The organism is Haloferax larsenii (assembly GCF_024730625.1).
GTDB classification, from domain to species: Archaea; Halobacteriota; Halobacteria; order Halobacteriales; family Haloferacaceae; genus Haloferax; species Haloferax larsenii.
Genome location: NZ_CP078063.1, coordinates 317,164 through 332,445, shown reverse-complemented (window position 1 = coordinate 332,445; position 15,282 = coordinate 317,164). Strand labels below are relative to the sequence as shown.

General features: G+C 63.0%; 14 protein-coding genes. 3 read left to right on the top strand and 11 right to left on the bottom strand.

The features are described 5' to 3' along the window. Positions 1-19: 19 nt before the first annotated feature. From KU306_RS01805 to KU306_RS01755, 11 genes are all read right to left on the bottom strand, one after another. Positions 20-850: a hypothetical protein gene (locus KU306_RS01805; protein WP_193788113.1), complete on the bottom strand. Its 831-nt coding sequence runs from the start codon at positions 848-850 to the stop codon at positions 20-22. Between the two features lie 239 nt (positions 851-1,089). Beyond that, positions 1,090-1,653, bottom strand: a complete 564-nt coding sequence (locus tag KU306_RS01800; protein ID WP_258302694.1) for a hypothetical protein — start codon at positions 1,651-1,653, stop codon at positions 1,090-1,092. Between the two features lie 629 nt (positions 1,654-2,282). Next, on the bottom strand, positions 2,283-2,948 hold the full coding sequence (locus tag KU306_RS01795; protein WP_258302693.1) for an ABC transporter permease subunit: 666 nt from the start codon (positions 2,946-2,948) through the stop codon (positions 2,283-2,285). Between the two features lie 944 nt (positions 2,949-3,892). Further along, positions 3,893-4,993 carry a hypothetical protein gene (locus tag KU306_RS01790; RefSeq protein WP_258302692.1) on the bottom strand — a complete coding sequence of 367 codons (1,101 nt, stop codon included), beginning with the start codon at positions 4,991-4,993 and terminating at the stop codon, positions 3,893-3,895. A gap of 132 nt (positions 4,994-5,125) precedes the next feature. Then, entirely contained in the window at positions 5,126-6,223 is a 1,098-nt protein-coding gene (locus KU306_RS01785) for a deoxyhypusine synthase (protein ID WP_258302691.1), read from the bottom strand. Between the two features lie 93 nt (positions 6,224-6,316). Next, complete coding sequence (locus KU306_RS01780) at positions 6,317-7,078, bottom strand: Nif3-like dinuclear metal center hexameric protein (RefSeq protein WP_258302690.1); 762 nt, start codon at positions 7,076-7,078, stop codon at positions 6,317-6,319. Positions 7,079-7,171: 93 nt separating this feature from the next. Then, the gene (speB, locus tag KU306_RS01775; protein ID WP_258302689.1) at positions 7,172-7,993 is read right to left on the bottom strand and encodes an agmatinase; all 822 of its coding nucleotides are present in this window, start codon (positions 7,991-7,993) and stop codon (positions 7,172-7,174) included. A gap of 15 nt (positions 7,994-8,008) precedes the next feature. Next, the gene (locus KU306_RS01770; protein ID WP_007542595.1) at positions 8,009-8,383 is read right to left on the bottom strand and encodes a translation initiation factor IF-5A; all 375 of its coding nucleotides are present in this window, start codon (positions 8,381-8,383) and stop codon (positions 8,009-8,011) included. Between the two features lie 143 nt (positions 8,384-8,526). Further along, complete coding sequence (locus KU306_RS01765; RefSeq protein WP_007542597.1) at positions 8,527-8,958, bottom strand: DUF5518 domain-containing protein; 432 nt, start codon at positions 8,956-8,958, stop codon at positions 8,527-8,529. A gap of 57 nt (positions 8,959-9,015) precedes the next feature. Next, complete coding sequence (locus KU306_RS01760; protein ID WP_258302688.1) at positions 9,016-10,692, bottom strand: ABC1 kinase family protein; 1,677 nt, start codon at positions 10,690-10,692, stop codon at positions 9,016-9,018. Positions 10,693-10,700: 8 nt separating this feature from the next. Next, positions 10,701-11,066 (bottom strand): Hsp20/alpha crystallin family protein, encoded by a 366-nt coding sequence (locus KU306_RS01755; protein WP_007542601.1) that lies wholly within the window; start codon positions 11,064-11,066, stop codon positions 10,701-10,703. A gap of 133 nt (positions 11,067-11,199) precedes the next feature. Here KU306_RS01755 and KU306_RS01750 point away from each other — a divergent pair, with 133 nt between their 5' ends. The 3 genes from KU306_RS01750 (at position 11,200) to KU306_RS01740 (ending at position 15,235) form a co-directional block, all read left to right on the top strand. Beyond that, positions 11,200-12,495, top strand: coding sequence for a molybdopterin molybdotransferase MoeA (locus tag KU306_RS01750; RefSeq protein ID WP_258302687.1), 1,296 nt, complete (start codon positions 11,200-11,202; stop codon positions 12,493-12,495). Next, the gene (locus KU306_RS01745; RefSeq protein ID WP_258302686.1) at positions 12,492-14,381 is read left to right on the top strand and encodes a molybdopterin biosynthesis protein; all 1,890 of its coding nucleotides are present in this window, start codon (positions 12,492-12,494) and stop codon (positions 14,379-14,381) included. Before KU306_RS01750 ends, KU306_RS01745 begins: the two co-directional genes overlap by 4 nt. A 101-nt stretch (positions 14,382-14,482) precedes the next feature. Beyond that, positions 14,483-15,235, top strand: coding sequence for a response regulator (locus KU306_RS01740; protein ID WP_007542607.1), 753 nt, complete (start codon positions 14,483-14,485; stop codon positions 15,233-15,235). Positions 15,236-15,282: the final 47 nt, after the last annotated feature.

Sequence of the window (15,282 nt, the reverse complement as noted above, 5' to 3'; positions counted from 1 at the left end):
CGTCGCGAGTCGTCCGGATTTAGATAACGAGCGAGCCCTCGGGGAGCAACTCGCGCTCGGTTCGTTTTGCTTCTTTTCCTTCCGGAACCAGCACTGGTTCCTCTACTGGTTCGTCGAACCGGTCTGGGTCTGGCTCGACGCGTTCGAGGACCGACGAGAAGAGCGACCCCTTTCGGCCGCCGCCCGAGACGATACCGCCGAACTTCCGTTCGTCGAAGGACGCTTCGTCGGGGTCGGGGAACTCCTCGCGGATGACGTCCGCCCAGGCTCTAATCTTCGCTGCTGCCTCCTTTTGCTCGAACAGGCTCTCGTTGTAGTACCGGTCGAAGTACTCGTCTTCGACGTCCTCTTCGGAGTGTTCGGGCGACTCGTACACGACGGACTTGGTCGTCGCGTAGCCGCTCGCAAAGCGGATGTTCACGGTGAAGCTGTCGGGGTAGCGGATGATGATGGGGAAGAACATCATGTCCGCGACGGTGATGCGCTGTTGCATCCGCCACAGCCCCTCGTAGTAGTACGCCGCCAGCCGACTCACGCGGTCGTCTCGGTCCCCGTTGAAGTGAGCGAGCGCGACCGATTCGTAGTCATCGCCGGCGATGCTCTCCAGCCGCCGTTTGTAGCTCTCGGAGATTCCTTCGAGTTGTCGCTCGTAGGCTTCGAGCAGCGTGATATTGGGGTCTTCGAGCATGTCTGCCTTCTGCTCTTGGGCGTCTGCGACGTTCATCATGTTCTCGTAGAACATCCGCTCGGCGTCGATATCCGGTAATGGCGTCCGGACCGCCTGCCGATAGAGAACGCGTGTATCCCCATTGAACCGACTTCGGTGTCTCTCACCCCGTTGCTCGCTCATATACACCATCGGTTTGTAGGGGACCAAAATTAATTCGTTGGTGTTGAGACTCGCTCAGTGAGTATTTCTAGCCGTATCGAACGTTGAGAACGATTTTCTAGTGAAACAACGTTCTACGGAAACCCGGGTGTGTCGCTACGTGTGAGGTCCGACAGTGGCGTTCCCGTGTTCGGTTCGTCCATTTTTCTTCGCGTGCGACTCACGTGTGGTAAGCCAGTAAAGACCAGCTCGGTAGGTTGTCACGCGTCTGTCGTCCACGCGTCCCAGACGGGGCGGGCAGACCCATCGGGGCGTCGCAAGGTCATGTCGTCGAAAGCGGCCGTGTCACCGCCTTGGTCGTACATCCATAGCCAGACGAGCATCGCGACGTCGATTGGGTTCGTGAGGTCGGACAGACGTTCGACGAACGCGACCTGTTGGGCCTCCGTCCGCTCCCAGCCGATGTCTCTCGACGTTGCTGTCCAGCCGGTTTCAGTAATCGCAATCGGCTTTTCGACGCGGTCTGCCGCCTCGACGTAGTACTCGTCTGGGATGTCCGCCGGTCGCTCGAAGACGAGGTCGGGATAGCTCGTGAACGCGACGAGGTCGCTCTTCGGGAAGCGGTCGAGAAGGTCCCACTGCGTCTGACTGGCATCGTTTTCGCCACCGAACACACCGCCCCGAAGTCCGCGCATCCATTCGAGTTGGAACCCTGTGTACACCTGCGTGGACGGCGAGACGTCCTTGATTGCGTCGTAGGCGTCGGCGAAGAGCGAGACGAACGTCTCGAACTGCTCCGGTTCGTCCTCAGCATGGAGATTCACCTCGACGCCGATGCCGAAATAGGGTGGCTTCCACTCCGCGGCAAAGTCGCTGACTGTCTCGACGAACGCGGTCTGTCCCGCTTCGTCCAGTGGCCGAAATAGCTCGCCGTCGTCGACGGAGTAGACGCCCGTTTCGATAACTGGCTGGTATCCGTACTGCTCTGCGAGCGTACAGACGACGGCTGGTGCACCCTCGTCGGAAGCGAGGTCTTGCCAGTCTCCAGCCCAGCGAACCGCGAGGTCGGTTTCTCGAATGTGTTCGAAGAACGCCGTAACTCGTCGCCCGAATAGCTTCGTGGTGACAGTGAGACGCCGCGGAGCGGTGTCTCGCCTTCCGTCTCGGCTGCCGTCGGTTCGTCGGTTGCGACAGTCGCCGACTCGTCAGTCGTGGCAGCCGTCTGCTCGGCCGTCGCTGCTGTGGTCTCGGTGCCGCCTGTGTCGCTCTCACTGGACGCACACCCTCCGAGAAGCCCGAGTCCCGATGCTGCCAAGAACGCTCGTCGGTTCATGAACAGACAGACGTCTTCGTCGCGTGCGATAACTGTTCTGTCGGATGAGTCTCAGCAGTTCGGGCCAATTACAACTGTATCCCGACCCAGTGGTCCACGTCGCACCCATGGACAGCCGCGTCAGACATCTGCTGTCCGAAAGCGGAGGTACGCGACTACCAGCGGGACGAGTACCCAACCGGCGAGCACGGCGAGTGCAAACGACGGCTGATGATAGTACGGGACCGGCGGTTCGACGACCTCACCGAGGAAATGCGCGGACGCCAATTCGGGATAGAGACCGATTAGCGCAGACGTGAAGGCCCGAATAGGATTGAGTTGTTGGAAGACCACTCCCCACTCGGGCATCGTCTCCGGGGCAACCATCCCGTTTCGGACCAGTTCGACGACCGTCGGAACGAACCCCCAGAGCCGGAAGAGAAACACCGCGAGAACTACCAACGAGCCCGCAAAGGCGCGAGTCACCGACCGAGTCTGCAGCGAGAGACAGACTGCGAGACCAGTAACCACCATCGCCAACAGCAGCGTGATGGCGAAGAACGCCGCCAGTCGCTCGACTCCGAGGGGACCGCCAATCACGACTGACGTGAGTGCGACCACAGACACGTACAGCGCGACAGCGGTCGCAACGACCACATAGCGACCGACGAAGGTCCCGGCGACGATATCGAGGCGGTTGTACGGCAGTCCGAGCATCACGCGAAGCGTCCCACGACTCCGCTTTCGAGCGACGGCATCACTACTTGCGACCACCGCGAGAACGGGAACGACGCCGCTGAGAATCATAAACATCGCTCCCGTGATACCGACGGTTTCGATGAGTTCCGGACCTCTTTCGTACGCGTTGACGTTGGTGGTCTCCTTCGTTGGCCCAGCTGAAACACAGGGTTGGGACAGACGTGAAGGAATTCAACTAGGGATTGTCACTCGTAAAATAGTGACTGGGGCCTATGTGGCGCCTCAGAGTGTACTCTATTCGCCTGTTTATTACGACTGTCCTCTCTAAAGAGTGTCAGCGAAATCATGATAATAGATAAAATATTATATCTTGATTTCCAGAAAATTTAATACTTCCGAGTATCGTGGAGTAGTTGCATGGATGACATTATGCGGCAAACGTTATTAAGCCCATCAGGGTTAGTAATCTTCTTTGGAGTAGGCATATTTGTGATTGCAAGCTACATTTTACCGTCGATGAATTATACTGGGAGCACTAGTCTAAATATTCTAAAGATATTGGGGGTAGTTATCGTATTCGCGGGAATTGCAATCATGGTCTCTAGAAATTGAATGAACGCACGTACTCCCCGAATTGTCAACACTTGGAACCGCCAGATCTCATAAAATCATCTCGTTGTCTCGGGTAACTCACCTGAGTTACCCTTGGATGTGGCTTCACGTTGGTTTAGAGGTACTCACGAACAGCAATCTCATCCGAGGCAGTTGTGATCTCGTGTGTGTCGAGTTAAGTATTGGACACATTTTTTGGTCCAACATATAGTCTAGGTAAATCAACTATCTCTAGCGGGGGTGGCTGGGCTGTGATGTTTCTTAGCTAATTTCGAAAGCGTGCAAAGAGTTAGTTAATTAATCAAATACTCGGTGATAGTTCGGCCTCGGCACTCATAGGGTTCCTCATCGTCGGGTGCCGAGTCCGACTCAGAGCGGTGCCATCGTCATCGGCCACTCGCCTCTACACACGCGGGATAAAAACCGGCAGGGATTCCACCTCACGCCTTCTGGAGCGCCACCAAGTCCACCAGCGGAAGCGGACGCCCGAAGAACATCGAAGAGGTGCCAGCGACACGCCCCCACACCGTGACGCGCTCGTCGCCCAACAACCGAAAGCCGATATCGTCGTCGAAGAACTGCCCGGACGGCCAGCGACCGACGATGTCGCCTTTGGGCAGTCCGTTTGCGCCCTCGACGGCGATGACGGCGAAGCGCTCGTCGTCGCGTTCGGTAGTCTCGTCAATCGTTCCGGAGTAGGTTACTGCCGTTCCCTCGTATCCCTCGGGGTCGTCTCGGAGGTCGTCGTACGGGACGGCCGTCGCGTTGGTGGGGGTCGTCTGCGCCGAGGCGTTCGTGTCGGGCATCGATGGGTCGTCCCGAATGGGTTGCGGCGAGGGAACCGACCACTCGACCGTCGGCAGCGACACGTCCGGGAGGAACGACCCGACCCACGCGACGCGCTCGGCGATGGCAGCCCGGAGTTTCGGCGAGTTCTGAATCATATCGGAGATTCGCTCGACGACGAGATACGTCACGAGCCCGCCGGTGACGTACCCGCCGACTTTCTTCAGCGCTTCCCGGCGGGAAATCGCCTCGGGTTCGTCGTCATCGTCACCGTCGCCGTCGCCGTCGCCGTCGCCTTCTCTATCTTCTTCGTCGACTCGCTCACCCAGCCAATTCGTTTTGACGTGGGTTTCGTCACTCTCCGCGAGGTCGCGGACGAACGGTTCGATATCGGCCTCTCGAATCTCGACGGCGATACTCGACGCGTCGAGTTCGACGAGACCGGTTCGGTGCGCGTCGGGGTTCATTTTCCCACGCCCGATTGGAGCGATGTACGGTTCGACGTCCGACCGGTCGCACTTGCGGACGAACGCGCTCGTCATGTCGGCGGTGATTGTCCTGCTCGTCGTAATCCAGATTCGAACCTCGCGGTGTGCGCCCTCGGGCGTCTCGCCCTCGGCTTCGACGTGGACGTCGGGACCGCTGAACCGGACGCGCGTCTCGTAGCCTCTGGCTTCCCAGATGCGCTCGAAGACAGCGGCGAGTTCCACGTCGGAGCGCTCGTTGACGACCGACACGAGCGACGGCTCTCTCATTCCGTTCGCACTGTCTCGGCGCGGCGGTTAGATGTTTGCGCCCGATTTTCGAAAACGAGAATGGATTCCCGACACCGGAAGCGACCGTATGCTGTGACCGATTCGAACGGACCGGGCTGTTCGCCGAATTGATTATGCCAGTCGCTCGCGGGCCGACGCGACGAGCAGCGGGAGCATGATAGTCGCGTCGCCGAGAACCGTCGCGTTGCGGGCGTCTTTTTCGAGTTTGCCCCACGAACGCGCCTCGTCGAGCGTCGCGCCCGACAGCCCACCGGTCGCCTCGGGGTCCATCGTAATCTGGACGCCGTAATCGTACGCTCCCGGTGTGACGAGCATCGTCTGGAGGGTGAAGTTCTTCGGGACGCCGCCGCCGACGAGCAGGCAGCCTGCCGTCTCGGCGTCGTACGCGAGGTCCGTCAGCGGCGTCATGTCCGCCAGTGCGTCCAGCGTGAACGCCGAAGTCTGGGAGTACATCCACGCTTGCAGGCCGAGCACGGAGTCCTGCACGGCGGGGCAGTAGATGGGCACGTCGGACTCGTAGGCCGCCGCAGCGACACCTGCGTCCTCGTCGACGCCCTCGCGCTCGTTGACCTCGCTGTTCGCCCGGCCGAGTTCGCGGCAGAGTCGCTCGATACTGACTGCGCCTTCTTCTTCGAGCGCTGGGAACACCTCGTCGCGGAGGTGCGACTCGAAGAGCGCGAAGTGCTCTTGGGGGAGATAGACGTTGTAGATGCGGTCGACTTCCTCGTCGCGGAGCGTCTCGTCGTGTTCGCGGGGCGTCTTCCCGCAGTGATGCTCACTGCCGTGGTGATGCTTGCCGCCGATGGCCTCGATGGCGTCGTGGGTCAGGTTCGCGCCGGTCGTCACGAGCGCGTCCACGTGGCCGTCGCGGATGAGGTCTGAGACGATTTTCCGCATTCCGGTCGGGACCATCGCACCCGCCAGTGACATGAAAACTGTGCAGTCCTCGTCGGCCAGCATCTCGGCGTAGATGTCGGCGGCCTCGTGAACGTCGGCCGCGCCGATACCGGCGTGGCCGTACTGCTCGACGAGTTCGCCGACGGTCATGCCCGCGCTGACCTCGGCGTGGCCGAGTGGGTTGTGTTCGAACTCCTCGCGCTCGGGCATCTCGTAGCCGCCGTCGTGGTCGTGGGCGTCAGCCTCGTGGTCGTCGTCCGCGTGGCCGGCGTCCTCGTGACCCCCGTCGTGGGCGTCGTCGTGGTCGCTCATGGAAGCCACTGCGACGGCCGAGCGTTTGAACGCCCCGGTCCGGAGAAGCCGTGCGGGGAGTTGGCAGGCGAACCGAAACCAGAACGAGCGGAGTTACAGCCCGGTCGGATGGCTGATGTACTCGGTCTCGACACCCATTTCGTCGGCCAACGCGGCGAGGCTCCGGACGCCGAACGTCTCGGTGGCGTAGTGGCCAGCGAGGAACACCGTGAGACCGGCCTCGCGCGCTTCGTGGTACACCTTCTGTTTGCCTTCACCGGTGACGAGCGCGTCGACACCGGTCTCGACTGCCTCGTCCAGCCAGTCCACTCCAGAGCCGGTGACGATGGCGACGTCCGAAATCTCGTCGGGACCGAAGTCGATGACCTGCGTCCCTGCGCTTCCGTCGAGTTCGTCGAGCGCCTCGCGGACTTCCCCGGTCGTCTTGGGCGCGTCGAACACGCCGCGCTGACCGATGTGGACCGGACCCATGGAGCCGAACGGCTCCCGAACTCGGAGGTCGAGATGGTCCGCCACCCCGGCGGCGTTGCCGAGTTTCTGGTGGCCGTCGAGCGGGAGGTGCGAGACGTAGAGCGCGATATCCTCGCGAATCAGGGGTTCGACGCGGTCGAAGTTGCGGCCGGTCAGGCGGTCGAAGCCACCCCAGACGAGGCCGTGGTGGGTAACGAGCAGGTCCGCGTCGGCGTCGATTGCGGCGTCGATAGTCGCCTCGGCGGCGTCGACGGCGAAGACCGCCTTCTCGACGTCCGCGTCGTCGGGGCCGACTTGGAGACCGTTCGCGCTGGCGTCCACGTCCGCGAACTCGTCCGTGGCGAGCGTCTCGTCGAAGCGGGCGACGATGTCGGAGAGGTGCATACTCGCCAGTCGGCGTCCGGCGACTTGTAAGCCTGTGAAAGTAGTTCAGGCTCGGAACGAATCTTCTGGGTCAGGCTCGGAACGAACCTTCGATTAGTCCTGCGCGTCGGCGGCCGCGTGCGAGAAGACAAATTCGCGGAGCAACTTCGCCGCCAACGACGCCGATTGCCCGTCGTCTCGGTCGTTGACTTCGACCACGTCGAAGCCGTCTGCGGCGGGTGCAACACTGCGGACCACGTCGCGCATCTCGCGCGAGGTGAGGCCAAACGGCTCTTTCGTCCCGGTTCCGGGGGCGAACGCCGGGTCTGCGGCGTCGATATCGACGCTCAGATAGACAGTGTCGTCGTCGCCGAACTCCGGTTCCCAGTCGGGAACGTCCTCGGGTGCGACGACGGTCACGTCGTCGGCCTCGGCGCGCTCCCACTCCTCGGGCGACCCGGTGCGAGCGCCGAGGATGATAGCCTCGTCTACGTCGAGTTCGTCGAGGACGCGACGGGTGATGGTTGCGTGACTCCACTCGTTGCCGTCGTACTCGCGGCGGAGGTCGAGATGGGCGTCGAGACAGACGAACACGTCGGGTTCGACGCCGCCGACGCCAGCGGCGGTGATGGTGTGTTCGCCGCCGAGGAGGAGGGGAACGGCGTCGTCCCAGACGATATCGCGGACGCTCCCGGTGAGCCACTCGACGTACTCGGGTGCGTCGTCCCACGCACGGACGTCGTCCGCGTCGTGGACGTTCAGGTCGGTGAAAAAGTGGTCGGTGCGCCGGTCGTAGTCGTCGAACGACTCGGCGAACCGACGGATTCGATTCGGTCCGAAACGGGTCCCTGGTTGGAACGAAGTGGAGATGTCGAGCGGAGCGCCGAGCACGACGTAGTCTGCGTCGTCGCGGTCGGCTATCGCCCCGGGGAACATCTCTCTGTCCTCCGTTTAGACGACCTTGCGCTGGCCTTCGTATTCGAGGTACTCGATCTCGTCTTCGGGGTTGAGGTCCTCGTCTTCGGGGATGCGCATCGTGAACGTCTCGTAGGTTTCGAGGTCCATAATCTGGGCGTCCTCACCGGTGACGGAGACGACCTGACCCTGCTTTCGCTCGATGATGGGAACCCAAACCTTCGCGTCGACGGGCTGGGAGAGCGAGCGCTTCTTGTTGTCGAAGACGCCGCGGGCTTCGACGCGTGCCTTCGCGCTGCCGTGCTTCCCGGGCTTTGCGGTACTGTAGGCGTAGATTTTGCACGGCTTTTCTTCCATCATCACGTAGCTTCCTTCTTGGAGCTCGCGCACCTGCTTCTGCTCTTTCGCCATGTCCTCCCGTTATCGGAAGGAGGCTATAAACGGTTTGGAACGGCGCTCCCTCGGGAAGCCTTCTCGTAGCCAGTCAGACGCGCCGACGGGTCAGATTACAGGCGGGAGCGCAGCGTGAATTGCACGCCTCGGCCGCACCGCCACTACTGTGCGTCTTCGACCGCTTCGACTTCCGCCATCGCCGGGTCGAACCACGTTCCTTTCGCGTCGCGTCGGGCGAGACTCCCGAGCGACCCCGACACGACGTTCGGCATGGCGAGTGCGAGCATAATCGCGGTCGTAAGCTCACCGGGCGTCTCCAAGAACGGCATGATGTACTGGAAGGGAAAGAGAATCGGCGTCTGATTGAGGAACGTGAGGAGAATCGAGAGGGGCATGAGAATCGACCCCCAGACGACGCCCGCCATCATCCCGTGCCAGGCACCGTCTGCGGGGTCACAACCGATGAGATAGCCGGCGAGTGCACTCCCCGTGATACCGCCGACGAGCGTAAACTGCCCCGTCATCGCGTAGACGAGGGCCTCGGTACTCGCGGCGAGACAGACGCCTCCGAGTACCGGTCGCCACTCCGTCATGGCAGTCAGTAATTAGCTCGATGCGCATAAATTTACGCGTCTGATTCTCATCGCTGATTACTCTTCGCGGCGCTCTCTGAGGTTTTGTCGGGTGAACTGCGGCTTCGCCTTGATTCCCGAACGAGTACGGAAGGACCGCCACAGGAGGATTGCAACGGCGGCTGTCGGGAGGCCAGCAGCCCCGACCGCGACGAAGTTCTGTGGTTCTAGCGTGTAGACGATAATCGTGGAAACGAAGCCGAACGACAGGAAGATACCGTAGACGAGCCGTTTTGCGAGCTTGTCGAGAACGCCCCGACTGTCTTCGAGCCGGACGTTCACAGTCAGATTGTCGCGGTCGGCCCTGTCGAGGACGCGTTCGAGTTTCGGCGGGACGCGAATCAACGACTTGACCGTTTGCTGTCCCTGCTGGCCGGCGTTTTCGATGATTTTCTGGACGCTCTCCTCGCGGTACCCCTGTTCTGTGAGGTAGTCCGTCGCGACCGAGATGAAGTCGAAGTTGGGGTCGAGGGTGACACAGACGCCTTCGACGACTCCGGCCACGCGAAGTACGAGCGCGAGGTTTCGAGGGAGTCGAAGCGGGAACTCGTAGATGGTCGATTCGACCTGTTCGAGGATTTGGTTCACCCGGTACTGCTCGATGTCGTCGCCGCGGGCGTCGGCGATGGCCAGTTCCATCACGTCGCCCATCACCTGCCGGTCGACGTTGGGGCTGAGCGTCCCCATCTCGATGAGCGTGTCGAGGATGTCGTCGACGTCCTGGTTGGCGACGGCGATGTAGAACTCGACGATTTTCTCCTGGATGAACGGGTCGACCTCGCCGTGCATCCCGAAGTCGTAGAAGATGATGCGACCGTCGTCCATCACCGAGAGGTTCCCCGGGTGCGGGTCGGCGTGGAAGACGCCGTCTTCGACAATCATCTGGAGGTAGGTCCGCTGGAGGTTCGTCGCCAACTCGGTTCGGTCGATACCGAGTTCGTCGAGGGCGGCGACGTCGTTTATCTTCGTTCCCGGGAGGTACTCCATCGTCAGGACGCGGTCGTCGGAGCGCTCGGGTACCGGCTCGGGGATGACGATTGCGTCGTCGTCTTCGAAGTTCTGTTGAATCTCACGGAGCGTCTGTGCCTCCTCGTCGTAGTCCATCTCTTCGCGGATGGTCTTCGCGAACTCGTCGGCGAGGTTCTCCAGCGAGAACGCGCGAGACTGCCCGATAAAGCGCATGAGCAGCGGAAGCAACCACCGAATCGCGCGGAGGTCGGCTTCGACCAACGCTTCGATACCGGGGCGGCGAATCTTCACGGCGACCTTCTCGCCGCCGTACTCGGCGACGTAGACCTGTCCGAGGCTCGCCCCGCTAATCGGGTCGGTGTCGAACGAGTCGAACGCCTCGTCGACCGGGCCGAGTTCCTCTTCGAGGACGACCTTCGATTCGGACCACGGTGCCGGTGGGACGTCGTCTTGCAGACTCCCGAGAACGTCGATGTACTCCGGAGGCAAGATGTCGGGGCGCGTCGACAGGAGTTGCCCGAGTTTGATGAACGTCGGCCCGAGCGTCAGCAACGACTCGAGCAGTATCTCGGCGCGTTCGCTTCGCGTCTCCGAAGAGACGCGTCTGCGACCGCCGAAGAACACGTACTTCCGCCTGTCGCGGGTGTACGCGACGATGAGGGGGAAGAACTGGTAGATGACGACGAGGAACCGCCAATAGGCGCGGAGATTGACCAGCGTGACCACCCGCCTCGTCAGGACTCGTCGCCGGCGGTAATCGGAATCGTTCGCTCGGGAGCGGCCGCCCGCTTCGGGAGGCGAACTTCGAGGACGCCGCGTTCCATCGTCGCCTCGGCGTCGTCACCGACCGCATCCGGCGGCAGCGGGAGTTCGGCGTCGAGGAACAGCGGGCGCTCCTCGCGGACGTAGTCGAACTCCGCCGGGAGATGCTTGTCGCGTCGCGCTTCGACGACCAGTCGTCCCTTCTCTACGCGGAGTTCCGCGGTCTCTGCGGTCACTCCGGGGAGGTCGAGGACCAACAGGTACGCTGTTTCGGACTCCAACAGGTCGGCGAACACCGCGTCCGGCAGTTCGGACAGCGCGTCGCGCAGTGTTGACATGAACGGTCCTTAGGAGGGAGGGTCGAAAAACCCGACGGTCCCCCACATGCTCGCGGGGGAATGATGCGGCAAAACCGACCGCCACTGTCCGGGCGAGGCCGGTGCTTTTTGTCTCCGGCACCGAAGGAGAGCCATGGTTCACGACGACCGGCGCACGGCCGGGTTCAAGGAGCGAACGCGGCTCGCAGACGCTCGCGAGGCGCTCCTCGCGGCGGTCACGCCACACGAGCGGACAGAACGCGTCGAACTGGTCGATGCCGACGGTCGCGCACTCGCGGAACCGGCCGTCGCCCCCGCCGACGTCCCCGGATACGACCGCGCTGCCATGGACGGATACGCCGTCCGCGCCAGTGACACCTACGGAGCCAGCGGCCGCAGTCCGGAGATTCTCCACGTCGTCGAGGGGGCAGTCGACCCGGGAACAGCCGTTCGAGTCCACACCGGAAGCGACGTTCCAGACGGTGCCGACGCCGTCGTCAAGGTCGAAGACACCGAACGCGTCGGCGACGAACTGGAGGTCTTTCGGGCACTGGCCGAGGGGAAGAACGTCGGCGAGCGCGGCGAGGACGTCCGCGAAGGTGAGACGCTCTTCGACGCCGGACACGAACTGCGCCCCTCCGACCTCGGGTTGCTTCGGTCTGTCGGCGTCGAGGACGCCGCCGTCTACGAACGCCCGCGCGTCTCGGTCATCCCGACCGGTGAGGAACTCGTCGAATCCGACCCCGCGCCGGGTGAAGTCATCGAGACGAACGGGCTGACCGTCTCGCGACTGGTCGAACGCTGGGGCGGCGACGCGAGCTATCGAGATATCGTCGTCGACGACGCCGACCGCCTGCGCGAGGCCATCCAGTCGGACCTCGACCACGATGTGGTCGTCACGACCGGCGGGTCGTCTGTCGGCGAGCGTGACCTCGTCCCCGACGTGGTCGCCGAACTCGGCGAGGTACTGGTCCACGGCGTCGCCCTCAAACCCGGCCACCCCGTCGCACTCGGGGTCGTCGAGGACACGCCCGTCGTGATGCTTCCGGGCTATCCGGTCGCCTGCATCGTCAACGCCTTCCAGTTCCTTCGCCCGGTGCTGAAACACGTCGGCGGGCTCACCGACCACCCCGTGCCGACCGTCGAAGCCACGCTCACCCGGAAGATACCGAGTTCACCCGGCACGCGGACGTTCGCACGGGTCCGACTCGACCACGCAGGCGGTGGTGGTTCTCGAAGCGGTGGCGATTCCCGAGGCGATGACGACACCCGAGGCGATGACGACGCTGCGGCCGGCGACACGCACACTGCGGAGCCGACCCGAACGAGCGGGTCGGGAATCCTCTCCAGCGTCGCGCGCTCTGATGGATGGGTCGTCGTCCCCGAGGGCTTGGAGGGATACGACGAAGGCGAAACCGTAACTGTCGAGGGATGGGAGTGGTCCGCATGAGAAAGCAGTTCCGCGACCTCGCCGCGCCGGAGGAAGCGCGCGAGACCATCGCGTCGCTCGAACTGACGCCCGACGCGGAGACCGTTCCACTGGCGGAGGCTCGCGGGCGCGTCCTCGCCGAGCGAATCGACGCCGGGATGGACGTTCCCGGATTCGACCGCGCGAGCATGGACGGGTACGCCGTCCGCGCTCGCGACACCTTCGGCGCGGACGAGGCAGACCCAGTCGAACTCGAACTCACCGGGGAGGTCCACGCGGGAACCGAACCCGACGTGGAGGTCGAACCCGGGACCGCGGTCGAGATTTCGACCGGGGCGGTGATGCCCCCCGGAGCCGACGCCGTCGTCATCGTCGAGCGAACCGAGGAACGAGACGACACGCTCGTGACCTACACCGCCGTCGCGCCCGGGGATAGTGTGATGCCCGCCGGGACTGACATCGCCGCCGGTGCTCGCGCACTCGGCCCCGGGACGCGTATCACGCCCCGCGAAATCGGCCTCCTTTCGGCGCTCGGACTGGACGAGATTCCGGTTCGCGGCAAACCGGTCGTCGGCATCATCTCGACCGGTGACGAACTCGTCCGTCCGGGCGACGAACTCCACTCCGAGCGGGGCGAAATCTACGACGTGAACTCCTACACTATCGCCGCGGGCGTCGAGGAAGCCGGTGGCGTCCCGAAGTTCTACCCCCACGCTGGCGACGACTACGAGGAGATGGAGCGCCTACTCCGACAGGCCGCCGAGGAGTGCGACCTCGTCCTCTCGTCGGGTTCGACCTCGGCGAGCGCCGTAGACGTTATCTACCGGGTCGTCGAGGAACGCGGCGACTTGCTCCTCCACGGTGTCGCGGTCAAGCCCGGCAAACCAATGCTCGTCGGCACGCTCGGTGAGGGAAGCGCCTACATCGGCCTTCCGGGGTACCCCGTCTCCGCGCTCACTATCTTCCGGACGTTCGTCGCGCCCGCCATCCGCGACGCTGCCGGACTCCCGGAACCGCGGACTGCGACTATCGAGGGGTCGATGGCCGTCCGCGAGCGCTACGCCGAAGGCCGGATGCGACTCATGCCCGTCGGCCTCGTGACCGATGGCGACGGCGAGACCCTCGTCTACCCGGTGGACAAAGGCTCCGGGGCGACGACGAGCCTCGTCGAAGCCGACGGCGTCGTCGAAGTCCCACCGGACGTGGAGTACCTCGCCGCGGGCGAGTCGGTCGACGTCCAACTCTTCTCGCCGGATGTTCGCCCCCCGGAACTCCTCGGTGTCGGCGAGGACGACCCCGCGCTCTCGCGCCTCCTCGACCGGGTCCCATCGCCGCGCTACCTCGCTGTCGGGACCCGAGAAGGCCTGCGGCGACTCCGAGACGGTGTCCCCGATGTGGCGGTCGTCGCTGGCGACATGGACCGTGAGATCGATGCCGTCGAACTCGGGTCGTGGACGCGCGAGTGGGGCCTCGTCGTCCCCGCGGGGAACCCCGCGGACGTGTCCGGCCTCGGTGACCTCGTCGATTCGGACCTTCGGTTCGTCAACCGCGATACGAACTCCGGACTGCGCACCGCGCTGGGGAACGCCGTGGCTGACCTCGCAGACGAACGTGGTACGACCCGCCACGAACTCGTCGAGGCCATCGCGGGATTCGACCGAGCGACGAAAGCGTTCGAGAGCCCCGCTCGGGCCGTCCGGGCGGGTCGTGCGGACGTTGGTCTCGGACTCGCGGCGACCGCCGACTCGCTCGGGATGGGCTTCGTCTCGCTCGGCGTCCAACCGGTTCGCGTCCTCGCCGACAGCTCCCGTGTAAAAAAGCCGAGCGTACAACTCCTCAAACGGGCCATTAAGAGCGGAAGCGACGTAATCGATTCGCTCGACGGATACGAGTTATCGGGTATATAATTATAAGAAATAGTATAATTCTCGGCAACTGAATAATTCTACCATCTGTGAAATATAAAAAATGTGTAACGTTTTTATCCTTCTGGATGGTATTGACTACCATGCAATCTCAGTTGACGGTCCTCCACGCAGACGACGACCCGGGGATGCTCGCCCTCTCGAGGGCGGCGTTTCGGGAAGTCGAGACCGTCACCCTACTCACCGCCGAATCCGCGTCTGAGGCCATCGATATCGTCTCGTCTCCGTCGACACCGGTCGATTGCGTCGTGAGCGACTCACTCGTCTTACCGAACGGCGTCTCACTCGTCGAAGCAGTTCGCGAGGAGAACGAGGAGATGCCTATCTTCCTGTTCACCGCGAAGGACTGGGGCGAAGTCGAACAGGTCGCGACCGCTGCGGGCGTCACAGAGTACGTTCAGAAAGCGGGACCGGGCGACCTCTCGACGGTTCTCCAGCGGGTGCGAAGTATCGTCGAAACGGACGACGAGGACGTCGATTCAGCACTCGACATGGGCTCTTCGGCCGTCGGTGCCGCCCTGACGGAACACGAGACTGCCGCTTCGACCGCGACACTCAGCCTCGCAGAGGACTGGGAACTCATCGGGCAGTGGCTCGGAGACGAAGAACTCGGTTTGGTCATCGTCGAGGCAGTGGAGTCGTACGCCGGCCTGTCGGCTATCAAAGACCCGCTTTTCGAGTCTATCGACACCGACGCGCTCGAATCGCTGATTCGCCCGCTCGTCGAGAACACGGAGCGCCCGGGTATCGAAGTGCGCTTCCCCTACGGAGAATTTCAACTCGCAGTGACGAGTTCCGGCGACATTCTCGCACGCCCGCTCGACGACGCGACGTGACGCCCGCACCGTCCTCCGGGACAGGGGCAGGAAGATAGACGACGGTG

Excerpts from the sequence above, each read along its gene's own strand:
- KU306_RS01805 (WP_193788113.1), bottom strand. The coding sequence starts at position 850 with ATGAGCGAGCAACGGGGTGAGAGACACCGAAGTCGGTTCAATGGGGAT.
- KU306_RS01795 (WP_258302693.1), bottom strand. The coding sequence starts at position 2,948 with ATGATTCTCAGCGGCGTCGTTCCCGTTCTCGCGGTGGTCGCAAGTAGT.
- KU306_RS01790 (WP_258302692.1), bottom strand. The coding sequence starts at position 4,993 with ATGAGAGAGCCGTCGCTCGTGTCGGTCGTCAACGAGCGCTCCGACGTG.
- KU306_RS01785 (WP_258302691.1), bottom strand. The coding sequence starts at position 6,223 with ATGAGCGACCACGACGACGCCCACGACGGGGGTCACGAGGACGCCGGC.
- KU306_RS01780 (WP_258302690.1), bottom strand. The coding sequence starts at position 7,078 with ATGCACCTCTCCGACATCGTCGCCCGCTTCGACGAGACGCTCGCCACG.
- speB (WP_258302689.1), bottom strand. The coding sequence starts at position 7,993 with ATGTTCCCCGGGGCGATAGCCGACCGCGACGACGCAGACTACGTCGTG.
- KU306_RS01770 (WP_007542595.1), bottom strand. The coding sequence starts at position 8,383 with ATGGCGAAAGAGCAGAAGCAGGTGCGCGAGCTCCAAGAAGGAAGCTAC.
- KU306_RS01765 (WP_007542597.1), bottom strand. The coding sequence starts at position 8,958 with ATGACGGAGTGGCGACCGGTACTCGGAGGCGTCTGTCTCGCCGCGAGT.
- KU306_RS01755 (WP_007542601.1), bottom strand. The coding sequence starts at position 11,066 with ATGTCAACACTGCGCGACGCGCTGTCCGAACTGCCGGACGCGGTGTTC.
- KU306_RS01750 (WP_258302687.1), top strand. The coding sequence starts at position 11,200 with ATGGTTCACGACGACCGGCGCACGGCCGGGTTCAAGGAGCGAACGCGG.
- KU306_RS01745 (WP_258302686.1), top strand. The coding sequence starts at position 12,492 with ATGAGAAAGCAGTTCCGCGACCTCGCCGCGCCGGAGGAAGCGCGCGAG.
- KU306_RS01740 (WP_007542607.1), top strand. The coding sequence starts at position 14,483 with ATGCAATCTCAGTTGACGGTCCTCCACGCAGACGACGACCCGGGGATG.